The organism is Aeromicrobium sp. (genome assembly GCF_032084975.1).
Classification (GTDB): Bacteria; Actinomycetota; Actinomycetes; order Propionibacteriales; family Nocardioidaceae; genus Aeromicrobium.
Window position 1 is genome coordinate 1 of sequence record NZ_DAMDLR010000060.1, and the last position, 16,167, is coordinate 16,167.

The 16,167-nt window shown below is 69.9% G+C and carries 16 protein-coding genes; 11 read left to right on the forward strand and 5 right to left on the reverse strand.

Annotated features, from left to right (window positions below):
- From RT323_RS12785 to galE, 3 genes are all read left to right on the forward strand, one after another.
- Positions 1-454, forward strand: a 454-nt coding sequence (locus tag RT323_RS12785) for a helicase C-terminal domain-containing protein (RefSeq protein ID WP_313409057.1), incomplete at its 5' end; no start/stop codon positions are given.
- A 41-nt stretch (positions 455-495) separates the two neighbouring features.
- Positions 496-2,241 (forward strand): carboxypeptidase-like regulatory domain-containing protein, encoded by a 1,746-nt coding sequence (locus RT323_RS12790; protein WP_313409060.1) that lies wholly within the window; start codon positions 496-498, stop codon positions 2,239-2,241.
- 19 nt (positions 2,242-2,260) lie between these two features.
- A complete protein-coding gene (gene galE, locus RT323_RS12795) occupies positions 2,261-3,220 on the forward strand; it encodes a UDP-glucose 4-epimerase GalE (RefSeq protein ID WP_313409062.1) in 960 nt (319 codons plus the stop codon).
- A gap of 7 nt (positions 3,221-3,227) precedes the next feature.
- Here galE and lexA read toward each other — a convergent pair whose 3' ends face one another.
- On the reverse strand, positions 3,228-3,914 hold the full coding sequence (gene lexA / locus RT323_RS12800; RefSeq protein ID WP_313409063.1) for a transcriptional repressor LexA: 687 nt from the start codon (positions 3,912-3,914) through the stop codon (positions 3,228-3,230).
- A gap of 85 nt (positions 3,915-3,999) precedes the next feature.
- On the opposite strand from lexA, the gene RT323_RS12805 reads away from it, so the two are divergent.
- Positions 4,000-4,308: a hypothetical protein gene (locus RT323_RS12805; protein WP_313409066.1), complete on the forward strand. Its 309-nt coding sequence runs from the start codon at positions 4,000-4,002 to the stop codon at positions 4,306-4,308.
- A 1-nt stretch (position 4,309) separates the two neighbouring features.
- Here the strand turns inward: RT323_RS12805 and RT323_RS12810 are convergent, their stop codons facing one another.
- Positions 4,310-5,233 (reverse strand): YihY/virulence factor BrkB family protein, encoded by a 924-nt coding sequence (locus tag RT323_RS12810; RefSeq protein WP_313409068.1) that lies wholly within the window; start codon positions 5,231-5,233, stop codon positions 4,310-4,312.
- Positions 5,234-5,420: 187 nt separating this feature from the next.
- On the opposite strand from RT323_RS12810, the gene RT323_RS12815 reads away from it, so the two are divergent.
- Both RT323_RS12815 and RT323_RS12820 read left to right on the forward strand, forming a co-directional pair.
- Positions 5,421-5,816, forward strand: coding sequence for a LysM domain-containing protein (locus RT323_RS12815; protein ID WP_313409071.1), 396 nt, complete (start codon positions 5,421-5,423; stop codon positions 5,814-5,816).
- A gap of 162 nt (positions 5,817-5,978) precedes the next feature.
- A complete protein-coding gene (locus RT323_RS12820) occupies positions 5,979-6,431 on the forward strand; it encodes a hypothetical protein (RefSeq protein ID WP_313409074.1) in 453 nt (150 codons plus the stop codon).
- Positions 6,432-6,489: 58 nt separating this feature from the next.
- Here RT323_RS12820 and RT323_RS12825 read toward each other — a convergent pair whose 3' ends face one another.
- Both RT323_RS12825 and RT323_RS12830 read right to left on the reverse strand, forming a co-directional pair.
- The gene (locus tag RT323_RS12825; protein ID WP_313409077.1) at positions 6,490-6,996 is read right to left on the reverse strand and encodes a DNA starvation/stationary phase protection protein; all 507 of its coding nucleotides are present in this window, start codon (positions 6,994-6,996) and stop codon (positions 6,490-6,492) included.
- A gap of 55 nt (positions 6,997-7,051) precedes the next feature.
- A complete protein-coding gene (locus RT323_RS12830; RefSeq protein ID WP_313409080.1) occupies positions 7,052-8,155 on the reverse strand; it encodes a DUF6596 domain-containing protein in 1,104 nt (367 codons plus the stop codon).
- A 388-nt stretch (positions 8,156-8,543) separates the two neighbouring features.
- Here RT323_RS12830 and nrdR point away from each other — a divergent pair, with 388 nt between their 5' ends.
- The 5 genes from nrdR (at position 8,544) to RT323_RS12855 (ending at position 15,623) form a co-directional block, all read left to right on the forward strand.
- Positions 8,544-9,041 carry a transcriptional regulator NrdR gene (gene nrdR, locus RT323_RS12835; protein WP_313409081.1) on the forward strand — a complete coding sequence of 166 codons (498 nt, stop codon included), beginning with the start codon at positions 8,544-8,546 and terminating at the stop codon, positions 9,039-9,041.
- Positions 9,042-9,132: 91 nt separating this feature from the next.
- A complete protein-coding gene (locus tag RT323_RS12840; protein ID WP_313409084.1) occupies positions 9,133-12,057 on the forward strand; it encodes a vitamin B12-dependent ribonucleotide reductase in 2,925 nt (974 codons plus the stop codon).
- 115 nt (positions 12,058-12,172) lie between these two features.
- Entirely contained in the window at positions 12,173-13,351 is a 1,179-nt protein-coding gene (locus RT323_RS12845) for an FAD-dependent oxidoreductase (protein ID WP_313409086.1), read from the forward strand.
- Between the two features lie 68 nt (positions 13,352-13,419).
- Positions 13,420-14,046, forward strand: coding sequence for a TetR/AcrR family transcriptional regulator (locus tag RT323_RS12850; protein ID WP_313409089.1), 627 nt, complete (start codon positions 13,420-13,422; stop codon positions 14,044-14,046).
- The gene (locus RT323_RS12855; RefSeq protein ID WP_313409092.1) at positions 14,043-15,623 is read left to right on the forward strand and encodes an MDR family MFS transporter; all 1,581 of its coding nucleotides are present in this window, start codon (positions 14,043-14,045) and stop codon (positions 15,621-15,623) included. Before RT323_RS12850 ends, RT323_RS12855 begins: the two co-directional genes overlap by 4 nt.
- Position 15,624: 1 nt before the next feature.
- Here the strand turns inward: RT323_RS12855 and RT323_RS12860 are convergent.
- The coding region (locus RT323_RS12860; protein WP_313409095.1) for an ATP-binding domain-containing protein at positions 15,625-16,167 on the reverse strand (543 nt) is incomplete at its 5' end.

Sequence of the window (16,167 nt, forward strand, 5' to 3'; positions counted from 1 at the left end):
GGGCGACGCCCAGCTGCCCGAGCTGGCGCGGCGGTTCGCCGAGGAGCCCAGCACGTGCCTGTTCGGCACCCTCAGCCTGTGGCAGGGCGTCGACCTGCCGGGGGACACCTGCACGCTCGTGATCATCGACCGGATCCCGTTCCCGCGACCCGACGACCCGCTCATGAGCGCGCGCCAGCGACTCGTGGAGAAGCGCGGCGGCAACGGCTTCATGCAGGTGGCGGCCCAGCACGCGGCGCTGCTGCTGGCGCAGGGCGCCGGGCGCCTGATCCGCCGCTCGACCGACCGCGGCGTCGTGGCCGTCCTCGACCCCCGGCTCGTGACGGCGCGGTACGGCGGCTTCCTGGCCTCCTCGCTGCCGCCGCTGTGGCGCACGACCGACCGCTCCGTCGTGGTCGCCGCACTGCAGCGACTCGACGCGTCCGCGAAGGACGGGGACCGGGCGTCCGTTTGATAGCCTGACCCGGACTCGTCGTCAATCAACTCGGGGATCACATGCCGTTCCGTCTGCCTTCGCTCGTCATCGCCTGTCTGGCGATGCTCGGGTCCCTCTTCGTCGTCGCGGCTCCGGCCGAGGCCGCTCAGCCGCTCTCGACCCGCACGAGTGTCGTGGCGATGTCGAAGGCCGGCTACGGCAGTGTCTGGGCCCGTTGCGCCACCAAGAAGCCGTGCCGCGGCCATGTCTGGGTCCAGGGCGCGGCGCAGGCCAAGCGTGCGTTCACCGTCAAGGGACGCTCCGCCGGCTGGGTCACCTTCCGCAACACCAACTGGCGCTCGCAGTCCACCGCCGTCGTGCGGATGACCCGGGCGGCCCCCCAGCGTGTCCGCCTGCAGGCCCGCGTCACCTACGGCACGATCAGCGGCACGGTGGCCCGCGCGAGCGGCCCCTCCGCCTCGGGCGTCAAGGTCGAGCTGTGGCGCATCGGGTCGCGCAACCGCGACGTGCTCGTGTCCACGGCCACCGACGTCGAGCGCAACGGCGGCCGGTTCGCGTTCCGCGTCCGCATGGGCGCCAACAACAAGCCCTCGGCCACCTACAAGCTCCACGTCATCGGCACCTCCGGTGGCGAGCGTCGCTCCTGGTGGTGGCGCGGCGGCAACGGCTCGTTCGCCGGCGGCGCCCGCGACATGGGCTCGGCCACCAAGATCCGCGTCACGAAGGCCGGCAAGTACCGCTACATCGCGAACGCCCGCTACGCCGCGATCTCCGGCCAGGTCCGCAACGGCTCCCGCGCCGTCCGCGGCACCGAGGTGACCATCGTCGGCCGCCCGCCGTACTGGTCGCGCTCCTCGCGCGTCCTGCGCGACCTCGACTTCATGTCCTGCGCCAACGTCTACGGCCGTACGGTGACCAACTCGTCCGGCCGGTACCAGGTCGGCTTCCTGCCCACGTCCGCCGCGCGCATCTACGCGGTCAAGCCCGAATCGGGCGCCCTGTGGTTCGGCGCCGGCGACAAGGCGTGGGGCTCGTGCCACGGCGTGATCAACAACCGTGCCGAGGCGCGCTCCAGTGCGCGCATGCTGCAGCTGCCCAACGGCGGCCTGGCCAATCGCGTCCACAACATCGGCACCGGCCGCACGAGCGTCCAGGTGAACGTCACCGGCTACCAGGGCCCGTCCAGCTCGGCCAAGGTCGACCGCTACCTCACGGTCCGCGAGTACGCCAAGGGCCGCAAGATCCTCAGCTCGGACGTCGTCCGGGCCACCTCGGGTCGCCGACTCAGCCTCGGTGAGGGCTACTACTGGTTCGAGATCGGCCGCCGGACCGGCTGCAACGCTTGGTACAAGAGCCGCTACAAGAACAACGACGGCTACTTCAACGGCCTCGACCGTGGCTTCGAGAAGTGGAAGGCCAAGAACTACCGGATGTACCGCCAGCACTGCCGTGCCTGGACCTCCGGCACGTACAAGCTGGTCTACGTCAAGGGCTCGTCGCAGCGCGTCACGCTGAAGAACTTCAAGGGCGGCTCGGTCAGCGGCCGGGTCAAGGCCGCGAAGATCAAGCCGCGCACCGAGCTGATGATCCGACTGACGTCCACGAACGGCAAGAAGGTCTACCGCACGGCGATGACCGACGGTGGCGGCAACTTCAAGGTCACCGGCCTGGCGGCCGGGCGCTACCGGGTCGTCGTCAACGCCGACTCCTGGCGTGGCATCTCGCGTGCCTTCGCCGGACCCAAGACCGTCAAGGTCACCCGCGGCAAGAACAAGTCCGTGGGCACCCTGACGTTCAAGCAGTGACGAAGGCGGAGCTCCCCGTATGTCGATCCTGGTGACCGGCGGTGCCGGTTACATCGGTGCCCATGTCGTTCGCGCGCTCGGCCGGGCCGGCCTGGACTCGGTCGTCGTCGACGACCTGTCCAGCGGCCACCGCGAGTTCGTCGACCCCGACGTGCCGTTCCTCGACCTGAACGTCCTGCAGGGCGAGCAGCTGGTCGAGCGGCTGGCCGACCATTCGATCGACGCGGTGATCCACCTGGCGGCGTTCAAGTACGCCGGCGTCTCGGTCGAGCGGCCGCTGCACACCTGGAGCCAGAACGTCGTCGGGACGCTGAGTCTGCTGGAGGCCATGGCACAGCTCGACGTCGGCGCGATCGTGTTCTCCAGCAGTGCGGCGGTCTATGGGACGCCCGACGTCCCGCTGGTCACCGAGCAGACCGTGACGTCGCCGCAGTCGCCGTACGGCGAGTCGAAGCTGGTGGGGGAGTGGATGATCCGCGACCAGGCCGTCGCGAGTGGATTGCGGCACACGTCGCTGCGCTACTTCAACGTCGTCGGCTCGGGTGAGCCGGACCTGTACGACTCGAGTCCGCACAACCTGTTCCCGCTCGTGATCCGTGCGCTCACCCAGGGCCAGCAGCCCAAGATCTTCGGTGACGACTACGCGACGCCGGACGGCACGTGCGTGCGCGACTACGTGCACGTGGCCGACCTGGCCCTGGCGCACGTCAGCGCGGTGCGCCGGCTGCTGGAGGGCGCGGACGTCGAGCCGGTCTACAACCTGGGCAGCGGCGACGGCGTGTCGGTCCGCGAGATCATGGACTCGGTCGCCAAGGCCACCGGCATCGACTTCAGCCCGCAGGTGCTGGGTCGCCGTCGCGGCGATCCCGCGCGGATCGTGGCCTCGGGCGAGCTAGCGGCGCGTGACCTTGACTGGAAGATGCGCCACACGCTCGACGACATGGTCGCGAGCGCGTGGCAGGCACGTCCGGCCGGGTAGGCCCGGCTCAGACGCGGCGCAGGACCGCCGTGACCTTGCCGATGATCTGGGCGTCGGTGCCGTCGATCGGCTCGTAGGCCTCGTTCTGCGGCAGCAGCCAGACCTGGCCGTCGCGACGGCTGAGCGTCTTGACCGTGGCCTCGCCGTCGATCATGGCGGCGACGATCTCGCCGTTCTCGGCGACCTGCTGCTGGCGGATCACGACGTAGTCGCCGTTGCAGATCGCGGCGTCGATCATCGAGTCGCCCTTGACCTCGAGCAGGAAGAGGGTGCCGTCGCCGACGAGCGAGCGAGGCAGCGGCATGACCTCCTCGACGCGCTCCTCGGCCAGGATCGGGCCGCCGGCCGCGATCTGGCCGACCATCGGGACGTAGGCCGGCTCGGGCACGGCGTCGCCACTGTCGGTCTCGTCGTGGTCGGTCGGACGGGTGCGCATCGCCGGCTTGGAGTCCGGCAGGTAGATCTCGAGCGCCCGCGGCCGGTTGGGGTCGCGGCGGATGAAGCCCTTGCGCTCGAGCATCCGCAGCTGGTGCGAGACCGAGGACGTGCTGGCCAGGTCGCACGCGGCGCCGACCTCGCGCATCGACGGCGGGTAGCCGCGCTGCTCGATGTGGTCCTTGAGGAACACCAGGATGCGACGCTGACGCTTGGTCAGGCCCGTCAGGTCGACCGGGTCGTCGAGGTTCTCGCTCATGGGTCGACCGTAGCGGTGGCCGGCGCCCCGATCAAACACGTGTTCGATACGGCGTGTCCCCGCGGGTGTCGCCTAGGGTGTCGGGGTGAGCTATGTGGTGGTGGGTACGCGTGACGGTGACGACTGGCGGATCGACGTGCAGGGCGTGGGCACGTCCGCCGCGGCGTCCCTCGGGGATGTCGAGGCGGTCGCGCGCGACGTCCTGCGCACGCACGGCGTCGCCGAGGCCGAGACGGTCGACCTGCAGCTGCTGCTGCCCGACTTCGAGGTCGACCTCGGCCAGCAGGGCGTGCCCAAGCACCCGCTCGGGCCTGTCGAGCTGATCAGCGGCGTGATCGCCCTCGTCGTCGTGATCGGGGCCATCGCGTTCCTGCTCGGCCGGGCGCTGGGCTGAGTCAGCGGTCGTCGCCGCGGTCCGACGCCACGACGTCCTCCTCGAGTGCCGCCTGCTCGGCCTCGGCGGCGCGCTCCTGCGCGATCTGCTCGTCCTGCTCGATCGTCTCCTTCGTGACGATGTGCTCGCGGGTCGCCTCGACGCACGCACCGAACAAGATCGCGTACATGCCGATCCACAGCCACAGCAGCAGGACGACCACGCCGGCGAGCGCACCGTACGTCTTGGCGTAGTTGCCGAAGGTGTCGACGTAGACCGAGAAGCCGACCGAGACGAGCAGCCAGATCGCCGCGGCCAGCACGACTCCCTTCGTCACCAGGCCTCGTGTGGCCGGGCGATCGGGAGCCTGGCGGTAGAGGACGCCGACGACCAGGACGATTCCTCCCGTCAGGACGACCCAGCGCAGCACGTTCGCGACGAGGCGCGCGCCCGGCACGATGTCGATCGCGTCGACGACGACGGGGAAGACCGCCACGAGTGTGATCGCGACGAGCCCGAACAGCAGGCCGCCGGCAGTCAGGCCGAGCGCGAGCAGCTTGCGCATGATGAACGAGCGCCGCTCGGGCAGGCCGTAGAGCTGGTTGATCGCCGTGACGAGGTTGCTGACTCCGCCGGACGCCGCGTAGAGGGCCAGGGCCAGCGCGATCGCCGCGCTCAGTCCCAATGACCCGGACGAGGTCGCCGTCAGCTCGTCGAGCTGGCCCGTGATCAGGGAGGCGGCGTCCGCGGGGAGCGCCTCGCTCAGCCGGTCGGCCTGGTCGGCGACGGTCTCGGGGTCCGCGACGAGCCCGTAGATGGAGACGGCGGCGATGAGGGCGGGGAACAGGGACGTGAACAGGTAGAAGGCGACGCCGGCGGCGAGCAGCGGCGCCTGTCGCGCGGAGGCCTGGCGCCAGGCCGTGACGAGGGTGCGCAGCGAGGACATGGCCCCGACGCTAGCGGCCGGGGGCCCCGCCCGCATGGCCGCGTGAGCCGTGCCCGGCGACACGCCCGTTCGAACACAATTTCGACAATGCTCGATTCTGTCGGAGGCAAGCCGTACAGTCGTTCATGTGTTCGATAGAACATGTGAACGAATCGAACAGCACGCCGATCTTCCCCTGGAGGCCACCATGAGCATCACCTTCGACCAGCCCCGCCTGTCCTTCGCCCCGCTGGGTGCCCCGTCCGAGACGCGGACCACGTACGGCGCCGCCGCCGCGGTCGACGCCCCCGTCCGGCTCACGACGCGTGGACGTGTCGCCGTCGTCTCGATCGCGCTCGCGATCATCAGCACTCTCGCCATCGTGTTCGGCTCGGCCGTCGTGGCGACGGGCGAGGCGCCGGCCGAGGGCACGGTCACGACCGTGACGGTCCAGCCGGGACAGACCTTGTGGAGCATCGCCGCCGAGGCGCGACCCGATGCCGACATCCGTGCCACGGTCGACCAGATCGTGCGACTCAACGCTCTCGAGGACGGCGCATCGCTGCCGATCGGGGCGACGCTGGCGGTGCCGGTCCAGGACTGACCCACTGCTGCGCCGACGGCGCTCACCGATGCCTCGGGGAAGGGGCCGGTGGGCGCCGTCGTGTGTGTGCACGCGGGGTTCGACACGCATTCACCCCATTGATGCCCCAGGGTCGACAACCGGCGTAGCGTGGCAGGTGACAGCGACGTCGAGGAGGGTTCCATGGCCATCGCCGCCCACGGGCACCACATCCACGTGATGACGCGGTTCCGCGCCCAGGTCCTGTCCCGCGCCGCCGTCCTGCTGGTGGCCGGACTCGTCTCGTGGCAGCTGCCGCACCGCAACGCCTCCGTGCTGGACTCCAGCGGGGCGTGGCTGGGCAGCGCCACGATCGAGGCGCTGCCCCTGGCCGCGCTGGCGCTGCTGCTGGCCCTGGTGGCCGTCGGCTTCGGGTGGCAGCGCGAGCGGCCCGCCGACATGGGTGCCCTGGCGTGGGTGGTGGCCGGTGGTGTGGTGGCCGCCGCGTCCACGGCGCTCGTGGTGCTCGACGGGATGACCGAGGGGCCCGTCTACTGGTGGCTCGGGCTCGGCGTCATGATCACCTCGGTGGCGCTGCAGGTCGTGGCCGCGCTCGTCGGCCATGGCCTGGCCGTCCTGGCCGCGCGCCGGGCCTGATCCAGACACACGAACGCCCCGGTCCGTCGGACCGGGGCGTTCGAGCGTTCGGGTGTCGTCAGCTGTCGAGGGAGCCGCCGGCGCTCTCGAGGTGGGCGCGCACGAACCAGTGGAAGAGCTCGAGCGTCGAGATCTGTCCGATGATCATGTCCTCGGTCACGGGATCGAGATCGGCCACCGCGGCCTGAGCCTTGCGGTGATCGTCGATGAGGCCGATGTAGACCGAGTCGAGCGCCTTGAGGTGCTCGGTGGTGGTCGCGCGGCCCAACGGGTACTCGTCCCACGAGCGTCCGTCGACGATCGCGCCGGGCGTGCCCAGCGGCACGCCGCCCAGTGTCGCGATCCGCTCGGCGGTCTCGTCGACCATGTCGCGGACCTCCACGACGTGGGGGTCGATCATCTCGTGGACCGCGATGAAGTGCGGGCCCACGACGTTCCAATGCACGTGCTTGAGCGTCAGCATGAGGTCGTTGAGTGCGTTCAGCCGGTCCTGCAGCGTCGTCGCCAGGCTCTCGCCGTCGGCGATGCTGATGCCGGGGACCGTGTACTTGGGTTTCGTGGCCATGGCTCCCACCGTAGAACGGCTGGGCGACGTCGCAACCGCAGGCGATGTGATGTGCTCAGTGCCCGGTCGCGCGCCGGAGCTCGGCGTGCTCCATGGCCCCGCGGACGCGGGCGACGGCGGCCGTCCACGCGTGCTCGGCGTCCTCGTGGCGGCCCAGCAGGCGCAGCAGGTGGGAGCGGGTCGCGTGGTAGAGATGGCTGTCCAGATCGAGGCGCTCGACCGTCTCGAGCCCGGCCTCGGGCCCGTGGACGGACGCGAGTGCGGCGGCGCGGCCCAGCGCGACGGCGTCGGACGGAGCCACCTGCATCAGCTGGTCGTGCAGCGCCAGCAGCTGGTCCCGGTCGGTGTCCTCGGCGTTCGCCGCGGAGACGTGGATGGCCTGGATCGAGGCCCGAAGCTGGTACGGCCCGTTGCGGCCGGCTCGCTTGCTGCCCCGCAGCAGGAACAGGCCCTCCTCGATCTCGGAGCGATGCCACAGGCTGCGGTCCTGGGCCTCCAGTGGAACGAGGCTGCCGTCATCGCTCTGGCGCGCGTCGCGGCGGGCTCGGGTCAGCAGCATCAGGGCCAGCAGGGCGCGCGGCTCCTGCTCCGCTGGGAGGAGTTCGATGAGCGTGCGCGTGGTCTCGACGGCCTCCTCGGGAAGATCGACGCGGCAGTGCGGGTGCACGATCCCGTCGTCGAACACGAGCGCCAGGACGTCCAGGATGCGCTCGAGCGGCAGCGTTCCGGTGGCCTCGCGCACCGGCTCCGCCAGCAGGGGGCGCACGCGGTGGGCGGACCACGCCATCCGCCGTCCCATCGTCTCGGTCGAGACCGCGAACGCGCGAGAGATCTCCTCGGTCGAGAGACCGGCACCGACCCCCAGCATCAACGCGACCCGGGCCGCCTCGGGCAGCGACGGATGGCAGCACGCGGCCAGCAGCTCGAGCACGGGCTGTGGGTCGTCAGGGTCGGCCGACGGGGGAGGTCCCGGTTGGGCGGCGGCCAACCAGGCGGCGTCCATGAGGCCCGTCGTGACGTCCTGGTCGGCGGCGCGCAGGCTCGCGATGGCGGCGTCCGCCGCGTGGCGGGCGCCTTCGATGTCGTCCAGCTGGCGGGCGAGGAGCGCCAGGACGCTCAGTCGCGCCGACCGCACAGCGCGGGAAAGGGTCGTACTCATCGTGGAATCGCGACCCTCGCGGGGCGGGGGACGCGGGCGCTCCTCTCGATGCATGGTGGGCGGCCAGGACCGGACTTTCGCGACCCTCTGATGGTGGCCGACACTCCCGGACTTCGCGACTTCACGGAGCGCGTCCCCCCTCTGACCTGCGCAAACGCGAGTGTGACGAGGACGCGATCCGATTCTGTCGGACTTCTGTGCGATGTTGTTGCTTCGGGCTCAACGGCCACGTAGAGTGACCACTACATCTAGTAGTTACACAGATGTGATTCTCCACATATAGGTCCACAGGCTCGACCGTGTTGTTCACATCACATCGAGGTTGTCCACATCTTGATCCCCAGATCCATCCACGGGGAACCCGTTCCGCACCGAGAAGGAGGCTGCGATGCACTGCCCGTTCTGCAAGCACACCGACACCCGCGTGCTGGACTCCCGCGTCTCCGACGAGGGCGGGTCGATCCGTCGCCGCCGTACGTGCTCGCGGTGCGAGAAGCGCTTCACCACGATCGAGCAGATGCAGCTCATGGTCGTGAAGCGCTCGGGTGCCACCGAGCCGTTCGTCCGCGAGAAGGCGGTGTCCGGCGTGGCCAAGGCCTGCAAGGGTCGGCCGGTCTCGACCGACGACCTCGCCTGCCTCGGCCAGCAGGTCGAGGACATCCTGCGTGCCTCCGGCCAGGCCGAGGTGAACACGCAGGACATCGGCATGGCGATCCTCGAGCCGTTGCGCGCGCTGGACGAGGTCGCGTACCTGCGCTTCGCGTCGGTCTACAAGTCCTTCGACTCCGCCGACGACTTCGTCGCCGAGATCGCCGCCCTGATGGCCGATCACGTCGACCGCGCCCGGCGCTTGCCGGACGACTCCTCCACCACGACCGGCACCTGAGCGTCCCGGCCCCGGTCCCACGGACCAACCTCACGATTTCCCATTCACCCCCGCAGCATCAGCATCAAACGCCACACGACAGGAGCACCACATGACCGAGACGGTCGGCGGAACCTCGGGACCCGCCCCTCGCACCCGCAAGTCCGCCCCGAAGCGCGGCGGACTCAAGATCGAGCGTGTCCACACGACCGAGGGCGTGCACCCGTACGACGCGGTCACCTGGGAGCGTCGTGACGTCGTCCAGACCAACTGGAAGACCGGCGAGACCGTCTTCGAGCAGCGTGGCGTCGAGTTCCCCGACTTCTGGAGCCTCAACGCCTCGACGATCGTCACCACCAAGTACTTCCGTGGCGCCGTCGGCAGCCCCGAGCGCGAGTCCAGCCTGCGCCAGCTGCTCGACCGCGTCGTGCTGACGTACGTCAAGGCCGGCAAGGACTTCGACTACTTCGCGACCGACGCCGACGCCGAGATCTTCGAGCACGAGCTGACGTACATGCTCCTGCACCAGGTCTTCAGCTTCAACAGCCCCGTGTGGTTCAACGTCGGCACGTCCAGCCCGCAGCAGGTCAGCGCCTGCTTCATCCTGGCCGTCGACGACTCGATGGACTCGATCCTGAACTGGTACCGCGAAGAGGGCCTGATCTTCAAGGGCGGCTCGGGGGCCGGCCTCAACCTGTCGCGCATCCGGTCGAGCAAGGAGCTCCTGCGCTCGTCCGGCGGCACGGCCTCCGGCCCGGTGTCGTTCATGCGTGGCGCCGATGCCTCCGCCGGCACGATCAAGTCCGGTGGCGCGACCCGCCGCGCGGCCAAGATGGTCGTCCTGGACGTCGACCACCCCGACATCGTCGAGTTCGTCGAGACGAAGGAGCGCGAGGAGGAGAAGATCCGCGTCCTGCGCGACGCCGGCTTCGACATGGACCTGGGCGGCTCGGACATCACGTCCGTGCAGTACCAGAACGCCAACAACTCCGTCCGCGTGAACGACGAGTTCATGCAGGCCGTCGAGGAGGGCACGAAGTTCGGCCTGCGGGCCCGCACCAGCGGCGAGGTCATCGAGGAGATCGAGGCGCGCGAGCTGTGGGGCAAGATGGCCCAGGCCGCGTGGGCATGCGCCGACCCCGGCATCCAGTACGACTCGACGATCAACGACTGGCACACGACGCCGGAGTCGGGCCGCATCACGGCCTCGAACCCGTGCAGCGAGTACATGCACCTGGACAACTCCAGCTGCAACCTGGCCAGCCTCAACCTGCTGAAGTTCCTGTCCGACGACGGCTCGTTCGACACGACCAAGTTCGTCAAGAGCGTCGAGTTCATCATCACGGCGATGGACATCTCGATCTGCTTCGCGGACTTCCCGACCGAGGCGATCGGCGACACCACGCGCAAGTTCCGCCAGCTCGGCATCGGCTACGCCAACCTGGGCGCCCTGCTCATGGCGTCGGGCCTGGCGTACGACTCCGACGGCGGCCGTGCGCTCGCCGCGTCGATCACGTCGCTCATGACGGGTACGTCCTACCGTCGCAGCGCCGAGCTCGCCGGTGTCGTCGGCCCGTACGAGGGCTTCGCGGCCAACATCGACGGCCACGAGCGCGTCATGCGCAAGCACCAGGCGGCCAACGACGAGATCCGCACCAAGCACGCGATGGACATCGCCGTGCAGAAGGAGGCCACCAAGCAGTGGGCGGCCAACCTCAAGATCGGTGAGAAGAACGGCTGGCGCAACTCCCAGGCGTCGGTCCTGGCGCCCACCGGCACGATCGGCTTCATGATGGACTGCGACACGACCGGCATCGAGCCGGACTTCTCGCTGGTCAAGTTCAAGAAGCTCGTCGGCGGCGGCTCGATGCAGGTCGTCAACCAGACGGTCCCCAGCGCGCTCAAGAAGCTCGGCTACACGGGCGAGACGATCGAGGCGATCGTCGAGTTCATCGCCGAGCACGGCCACGTCATCGACGCCCCGGGCCTCAAGCCCGAGCACTACGAGGTGTTCGACTGCGCGGTCGGCGAGCGGGCCATCAAGCCCATGGGCCACGTCCGCATGATGGCGGCGGCCCAGCCGTTCCTGTCCGGTGCCATCTCCAAGACGGTCAACATGCCCGAGTCGTCCACGGTCGAGGAGATCGCCGACGTCTACTTCCAGGGCTGGAAGCTGGGCCTGAAGGCGCTCGCGGTCTACCGCGACAACTGCAAGGTCGGCCAGCCGCTGTCCAGCCAGAAGGCGCAGGACAAGGCCACCAGCACGTCCGAGAAGGCCGAGGCCGAGGTCAAGGTCGTCGAGAAGATCGTCGAGAAGCCGATCCGTCGTCGCCTGCCCAAGTCGCGCCAGTCGATCACGACCAGCTTCAGCGTCGGTGGCGCCGAGGGCTACATGACCTCCGGTGCGCACGACGACGGCACGCTGGGCGAGATCTTCCTCAAGCTGGGCAAGCAGGGCTCGACCCTGGCCGGCGTGATGGACGCGTTCTCGATCGCCGTGTCGATCGGCCTGCAGTACGGCGTCCCGCTCGAGACGTTCGTGACCAAGTTCACGAACCTCAAGTTCGAGCCCGCCGGCCTGACGGACGACCCGGACGTGCGGATGGCGCAGTCGATCATGGACTACGTGTTCCGCCGCCTGGCGCTGGACTACATCGACTTCGACACCCGCTCGGCGATGTCGATCTTCTCGGTCGACGAGCGCCAGCGCTACCTCGACACGGGCTCGTACGAGCCGGTCAAGGGTGACGGCTCCACGGCCGCCGAGCTCGTCAACGACGAGCCGGCCGGTGCGACGGGCGAGGCGGCGACCGAGCTCGCCGCCGAGGCCCAGGTGTCCGACACCGAGGCGGTCGCGGTCCAGATCGAGACGGCGCGACCGACGTCGGGCCGGGCCCACACGTCGGCCGAGCTCCTCGAGGAGATCACCGGCGCCGCGGTCGACAGCCCGCTGTGCATGACCTGCGGCACCAAGATGCGTCCCGCCGGCTCGTGCCACGTGTGCGAGGGCTGCGGCAGCACCAGCGGCTGCAGCTGATCGTCTGCTCCACGTCCCGGCCCGGGTCCTCCTTTTCGGAGGGCCCGGGCCGGGCTCGTTGCGGGCGCAGGATCGCACCCTTGGCGTGGCGCGGGAGAAGGGCGACCATGAGGGCATGGACGACGTGGTGGTGGTGGGTGGTGGACTGGCGGGGGCCCGGGCCGTCGAGCGACTGAGGGGCGAGGGCTTCCGCGGACCGGTGACGGTCGTGGCGGCCGAGCCGCACGAGCCGTACGAGCGCCCGCCGCTGTCGAAGGACCTGCTGCTGGGCAAGGACACCGATCCGACCGCGCTGGACCCCGCGTGGTGGGAGCAGCATGACGTCACGCTGCGGGTGGCGGTACGCGCGATCCAGCTGGACCGGGGGGCCCGACGGGTGCACCTGGACTCGGGGGAGTGGCTGCACTACGACCAGCTCGTCCTGGCCACCGGCGCCGAGCCGCGCGTGCCCGACCTGCCGGGGGCCGACCGCGCGTTGTACCTGCGCACGCTGGAGGACAAGGACCGCGTCCTGGCCGCGCTGCGTCCCGGTGACCGGCTCGCGATCGTGGGTGCCGGCTGGATCGGCCTCGAGGTCGCGGCCGCGGCTCGCACCCACGAGGTCGAGGTGACGGTCCTCGAGATGGCCGACCTTCCGCTGGAGAAGGTGCTGGGGGCAGAGCTCTCGGGGCACCTCGCCGCCCTGCACCGGTCGCACGGGGTCGACCTGCGCACGGGGGTCTCGGTCCAGGAGGTGCTGCTGGGCCCCGACGGTCCCGTCGGCGTCCGCACGTCGCAGGGGACGATCGACGCCGACCACGTCCTCGTGGCGATCGGAGCGGTGCCGGCCGTCGACCTGGCCCGCGAGGCTGGCCTCGAGGTCGACGACGGCATCGTCGTCGACGAGCGGTTCCGCACGTCGGACGAGCACGTCTCGGCCATCGGCGACGTGGCGAACGCGTGGAACGTCCGGCTCCAGCAGCGCCTGCGGGTCGAGCACTGGGACAACGCGATCCGTCAGGGGCGAGCCGTCGCCGACGTGCTGCTCGGTCGCGACACGGTGCACGACTGGCTGCCGTACTTCTTCACCGACCAGTTCGAGTTCTCGATGGAGTACGTGGGCCGCCCGGGTCCGCACGATCGCGTCGAGACGCGTGGCGACGTCGAGGGCCACGAGTTCATCGCGTACTGGCTCGACGCGGCGGGCGAGGTCACCGGCGCGATGAACGTGGGCATCTGGGACGTCAACGACCGGCTGCGCGCGCTGGTCGGGACGCGCGTCGAGCCCGCCGACCTGACGGACCTGAGGCAGTGAGCAACGACACGCGCTAGTGACGACCGTTGCATTAGTGCAAACAGTGCACGAGTGCATAGAATGCAGTAGTGCAATCCGATACCATCAGCCCGCTCGTCGCGGAGCGTCAGCGGCGCACGTGGACGGCGATCCACCGTGCCGCGGCCGACGCCACGTTGAAGGACGGGCCGGCCGAGGTGACGGTCGCCCGCATCGCCGAGGCGGCCGGCATCTCCTCGCGGACCTTCTTCAACTACTTCGACTCGAAGGAGGACGCGATCGTCGGGGTCCGCGCGCCGCGGATCACGGACGAGGCACTCGAGTCACTGCGTGAGTCGACCGCCGACAGCCCGGTCATCCGGGTCGCGCGCCTCGTCACCGAGGTGGCGCGGTCGACCATCGGTCCCGGCGTCGACATGGACCAGCGACGTGCGCTCTCTGCGGCCCACCCCCACCTGCGCAGCCGGCTGACCGCCGTCTTCGGCGAGGTCCGCAAGCACATCCTGGCGCGGCTCGTCGACGACGTTGAACCGCCGTGGACGGGCATCGACGGACTGCCGTCCGACCCCGCCGAGTCCCGCGCCCTGATCCTGTTGTCCAACGCGGTCGTCACGCACGCGTGGATGACCGACACCGATCTTCTCTTCTCCGATCGCGACGCCGCCCTCGCGGTGTCGATCGACGTCTTCCGAAAGGTGACCTCCTCCTCCCTATGAGCACCATCTCCACCGATCCGCACCAGAAGCGGACCATCCGCCTCGTCTTCGCCGCGCTCATGCTCGTCATGCTGCTCGCGTCCCTGAGCCAGACGGTCCTCTCGACCGCCCTGCCGACGATCGTCGGGTCGCTCAACGGCGCCGACCACATCGCCTGGGTGATGACGGCCTACCTGCTGGGCATGACCGTCACGATGCCGATCTACGGTCGTCTCGGTGACCGCCTGGGCCGCAAGCCGCTCCTGTTGCTCGCGATCACCCTGTTCTCGCTCGGCTCGCTGCTCGGCGCGCTCGCCCAGGACATGAGCGTCCTGATCGCCGCGCGCGCGGTGCAGGGCCTGGGCGGCGGTGGCCTCATGGTGCTGTCGCAGGCTGCCATCGCCGACGTCGTCCCCGCGCGTGACCGCGGCAAGTACATGGGCATCCTGGGCGCCGTCTTCGGCCTGTCCTCGGTCGCCGGACCGCTGCTGGGTGGCTGGTTCACCGAGGGTCCCGGCTGGCGCTGGACCTTCTGGATCAACGTCCCGCTCGGGCTGCTGGCCTTCGTCGCCGTCGTGACGCTGCTGCAGAAGCCGGCCGTCGAGCGCGCCAAGGCACGGGTCGACTATCTCGGCATGACGCTGCTGGCGATCGCCACCAGCGCGCTGATCCTGGGCGCCACGTGGGGCGGCCACCAGTACGACTGGGACAGCCCGCAGATCATCGGCCTGGCCGTCGTCGCCGTGGCGGGCGCCTTCGCGTTCGTCGCCGCCGAGCGCCGGGCCCAGGAGCCGGTGATGCCGCTGGCGCTGTTCCGCGACCGCAACTTCAACCTGACGACGGTCGGAGTCATCATCCTCGGCGTCGCGATGTTCGGCTCGCTGTCCTACCTGCCGACCTACCTGCAGATGTCCGTCGGCGTGGACGCCACCCACGCGGGCCTGATGATGATCCCGATGATGGGCGGCATGCTCGTCACGTCGATCACGGTCGGTCAGGCCGTGAGCCGCACGGGTCGCTACCGCTGGTACCCGGTCGCGGGCGCGATCGTCACCGGCCTGGGCCTCTTCCTGCTCTCGACGATCGACATCGAGGACTCGCGGTGGCGGATCGAGCTGTCTCTGCTGGTGCTGGGCATCGGCATCGGCCTGGGGATGCAGGTCCTGACGCTGATCGTGCAGAACTCGTTCTCGCACCGCATCGTCGGCACGGCGACCGCGGCGAACAACTTCTTCCGCCAGGTCGGCGGCACCCTCGGCGCGGCGGCGGTGGGCTCGGTCTTCACGTCCCGCCTGACCGACTCCCTGTCGAAGCAGCTGCCGGAGTCCGGCGCGTCCGGCGGCGGATCGTCTTCGCTCACGCCCGATTCCGTCGCCCAGCTGCCGCAGGAGCTGCACGACATCGTCGTGGGCGCCTACAACGAGGCGCTCATGCCGATCTTCCTGTGGCTCGTGCCGATGACCCTGGTCTCGGCCGCCGTGCTGTGGTTCGTGCACGAGAAGCCGCTGCAGCACACGATCGAGACGGTGAAGAAGGACGAGACGCTCGGCGAGCAGGCGCTCGACGCCGCCGAGGCGATGACCGGCGCCGAGCGCTGATTCAGCGCGCTGCCTGACGGGCGGCGAGTCGCTCCACGATCCCGCTGGATCGAGCGACTCGTCGCCCGATCGCCGTCCGGACGTCGTCGGCGGTGCCGATGACCGTGACCGAGTCGACGGCGCGGGTGATGGCCGTGTAGAGCAGCTCACGCGTCATGGCCCGTGACTCGCTCCCGGGCAGCAGCACGGTGACGTGGGCGAACTCGCTGCCCTGGCTGCGGTGGATCGTCATGGCGTACCCGGTCTGGACGTCGGGCAGCCGCGAGGGCGCGAACTCGCGCACCGGGCTGCCGTCGATCGCGACGACGGTGTGGTCGTCGCGATCGAGCACCACGCCGCCGTCGCCGTTGAAGACCCCCAAGGTGGCGTCGTTGCGCGTGATGAGGACCGGACGGCCCGCGTACCACTCGCCCCAGCCGATGTCGGCGCGCAGCCACGACGCCACGCGGTCGTTCCAGGTCGTCGCCCCGGACGGGCCCTCGCGGTGCGCGCACAGCAGCCGGTGCGCGCCGAGCAGCCGCAGCGTCTCCGCCTGGTCGCCGCG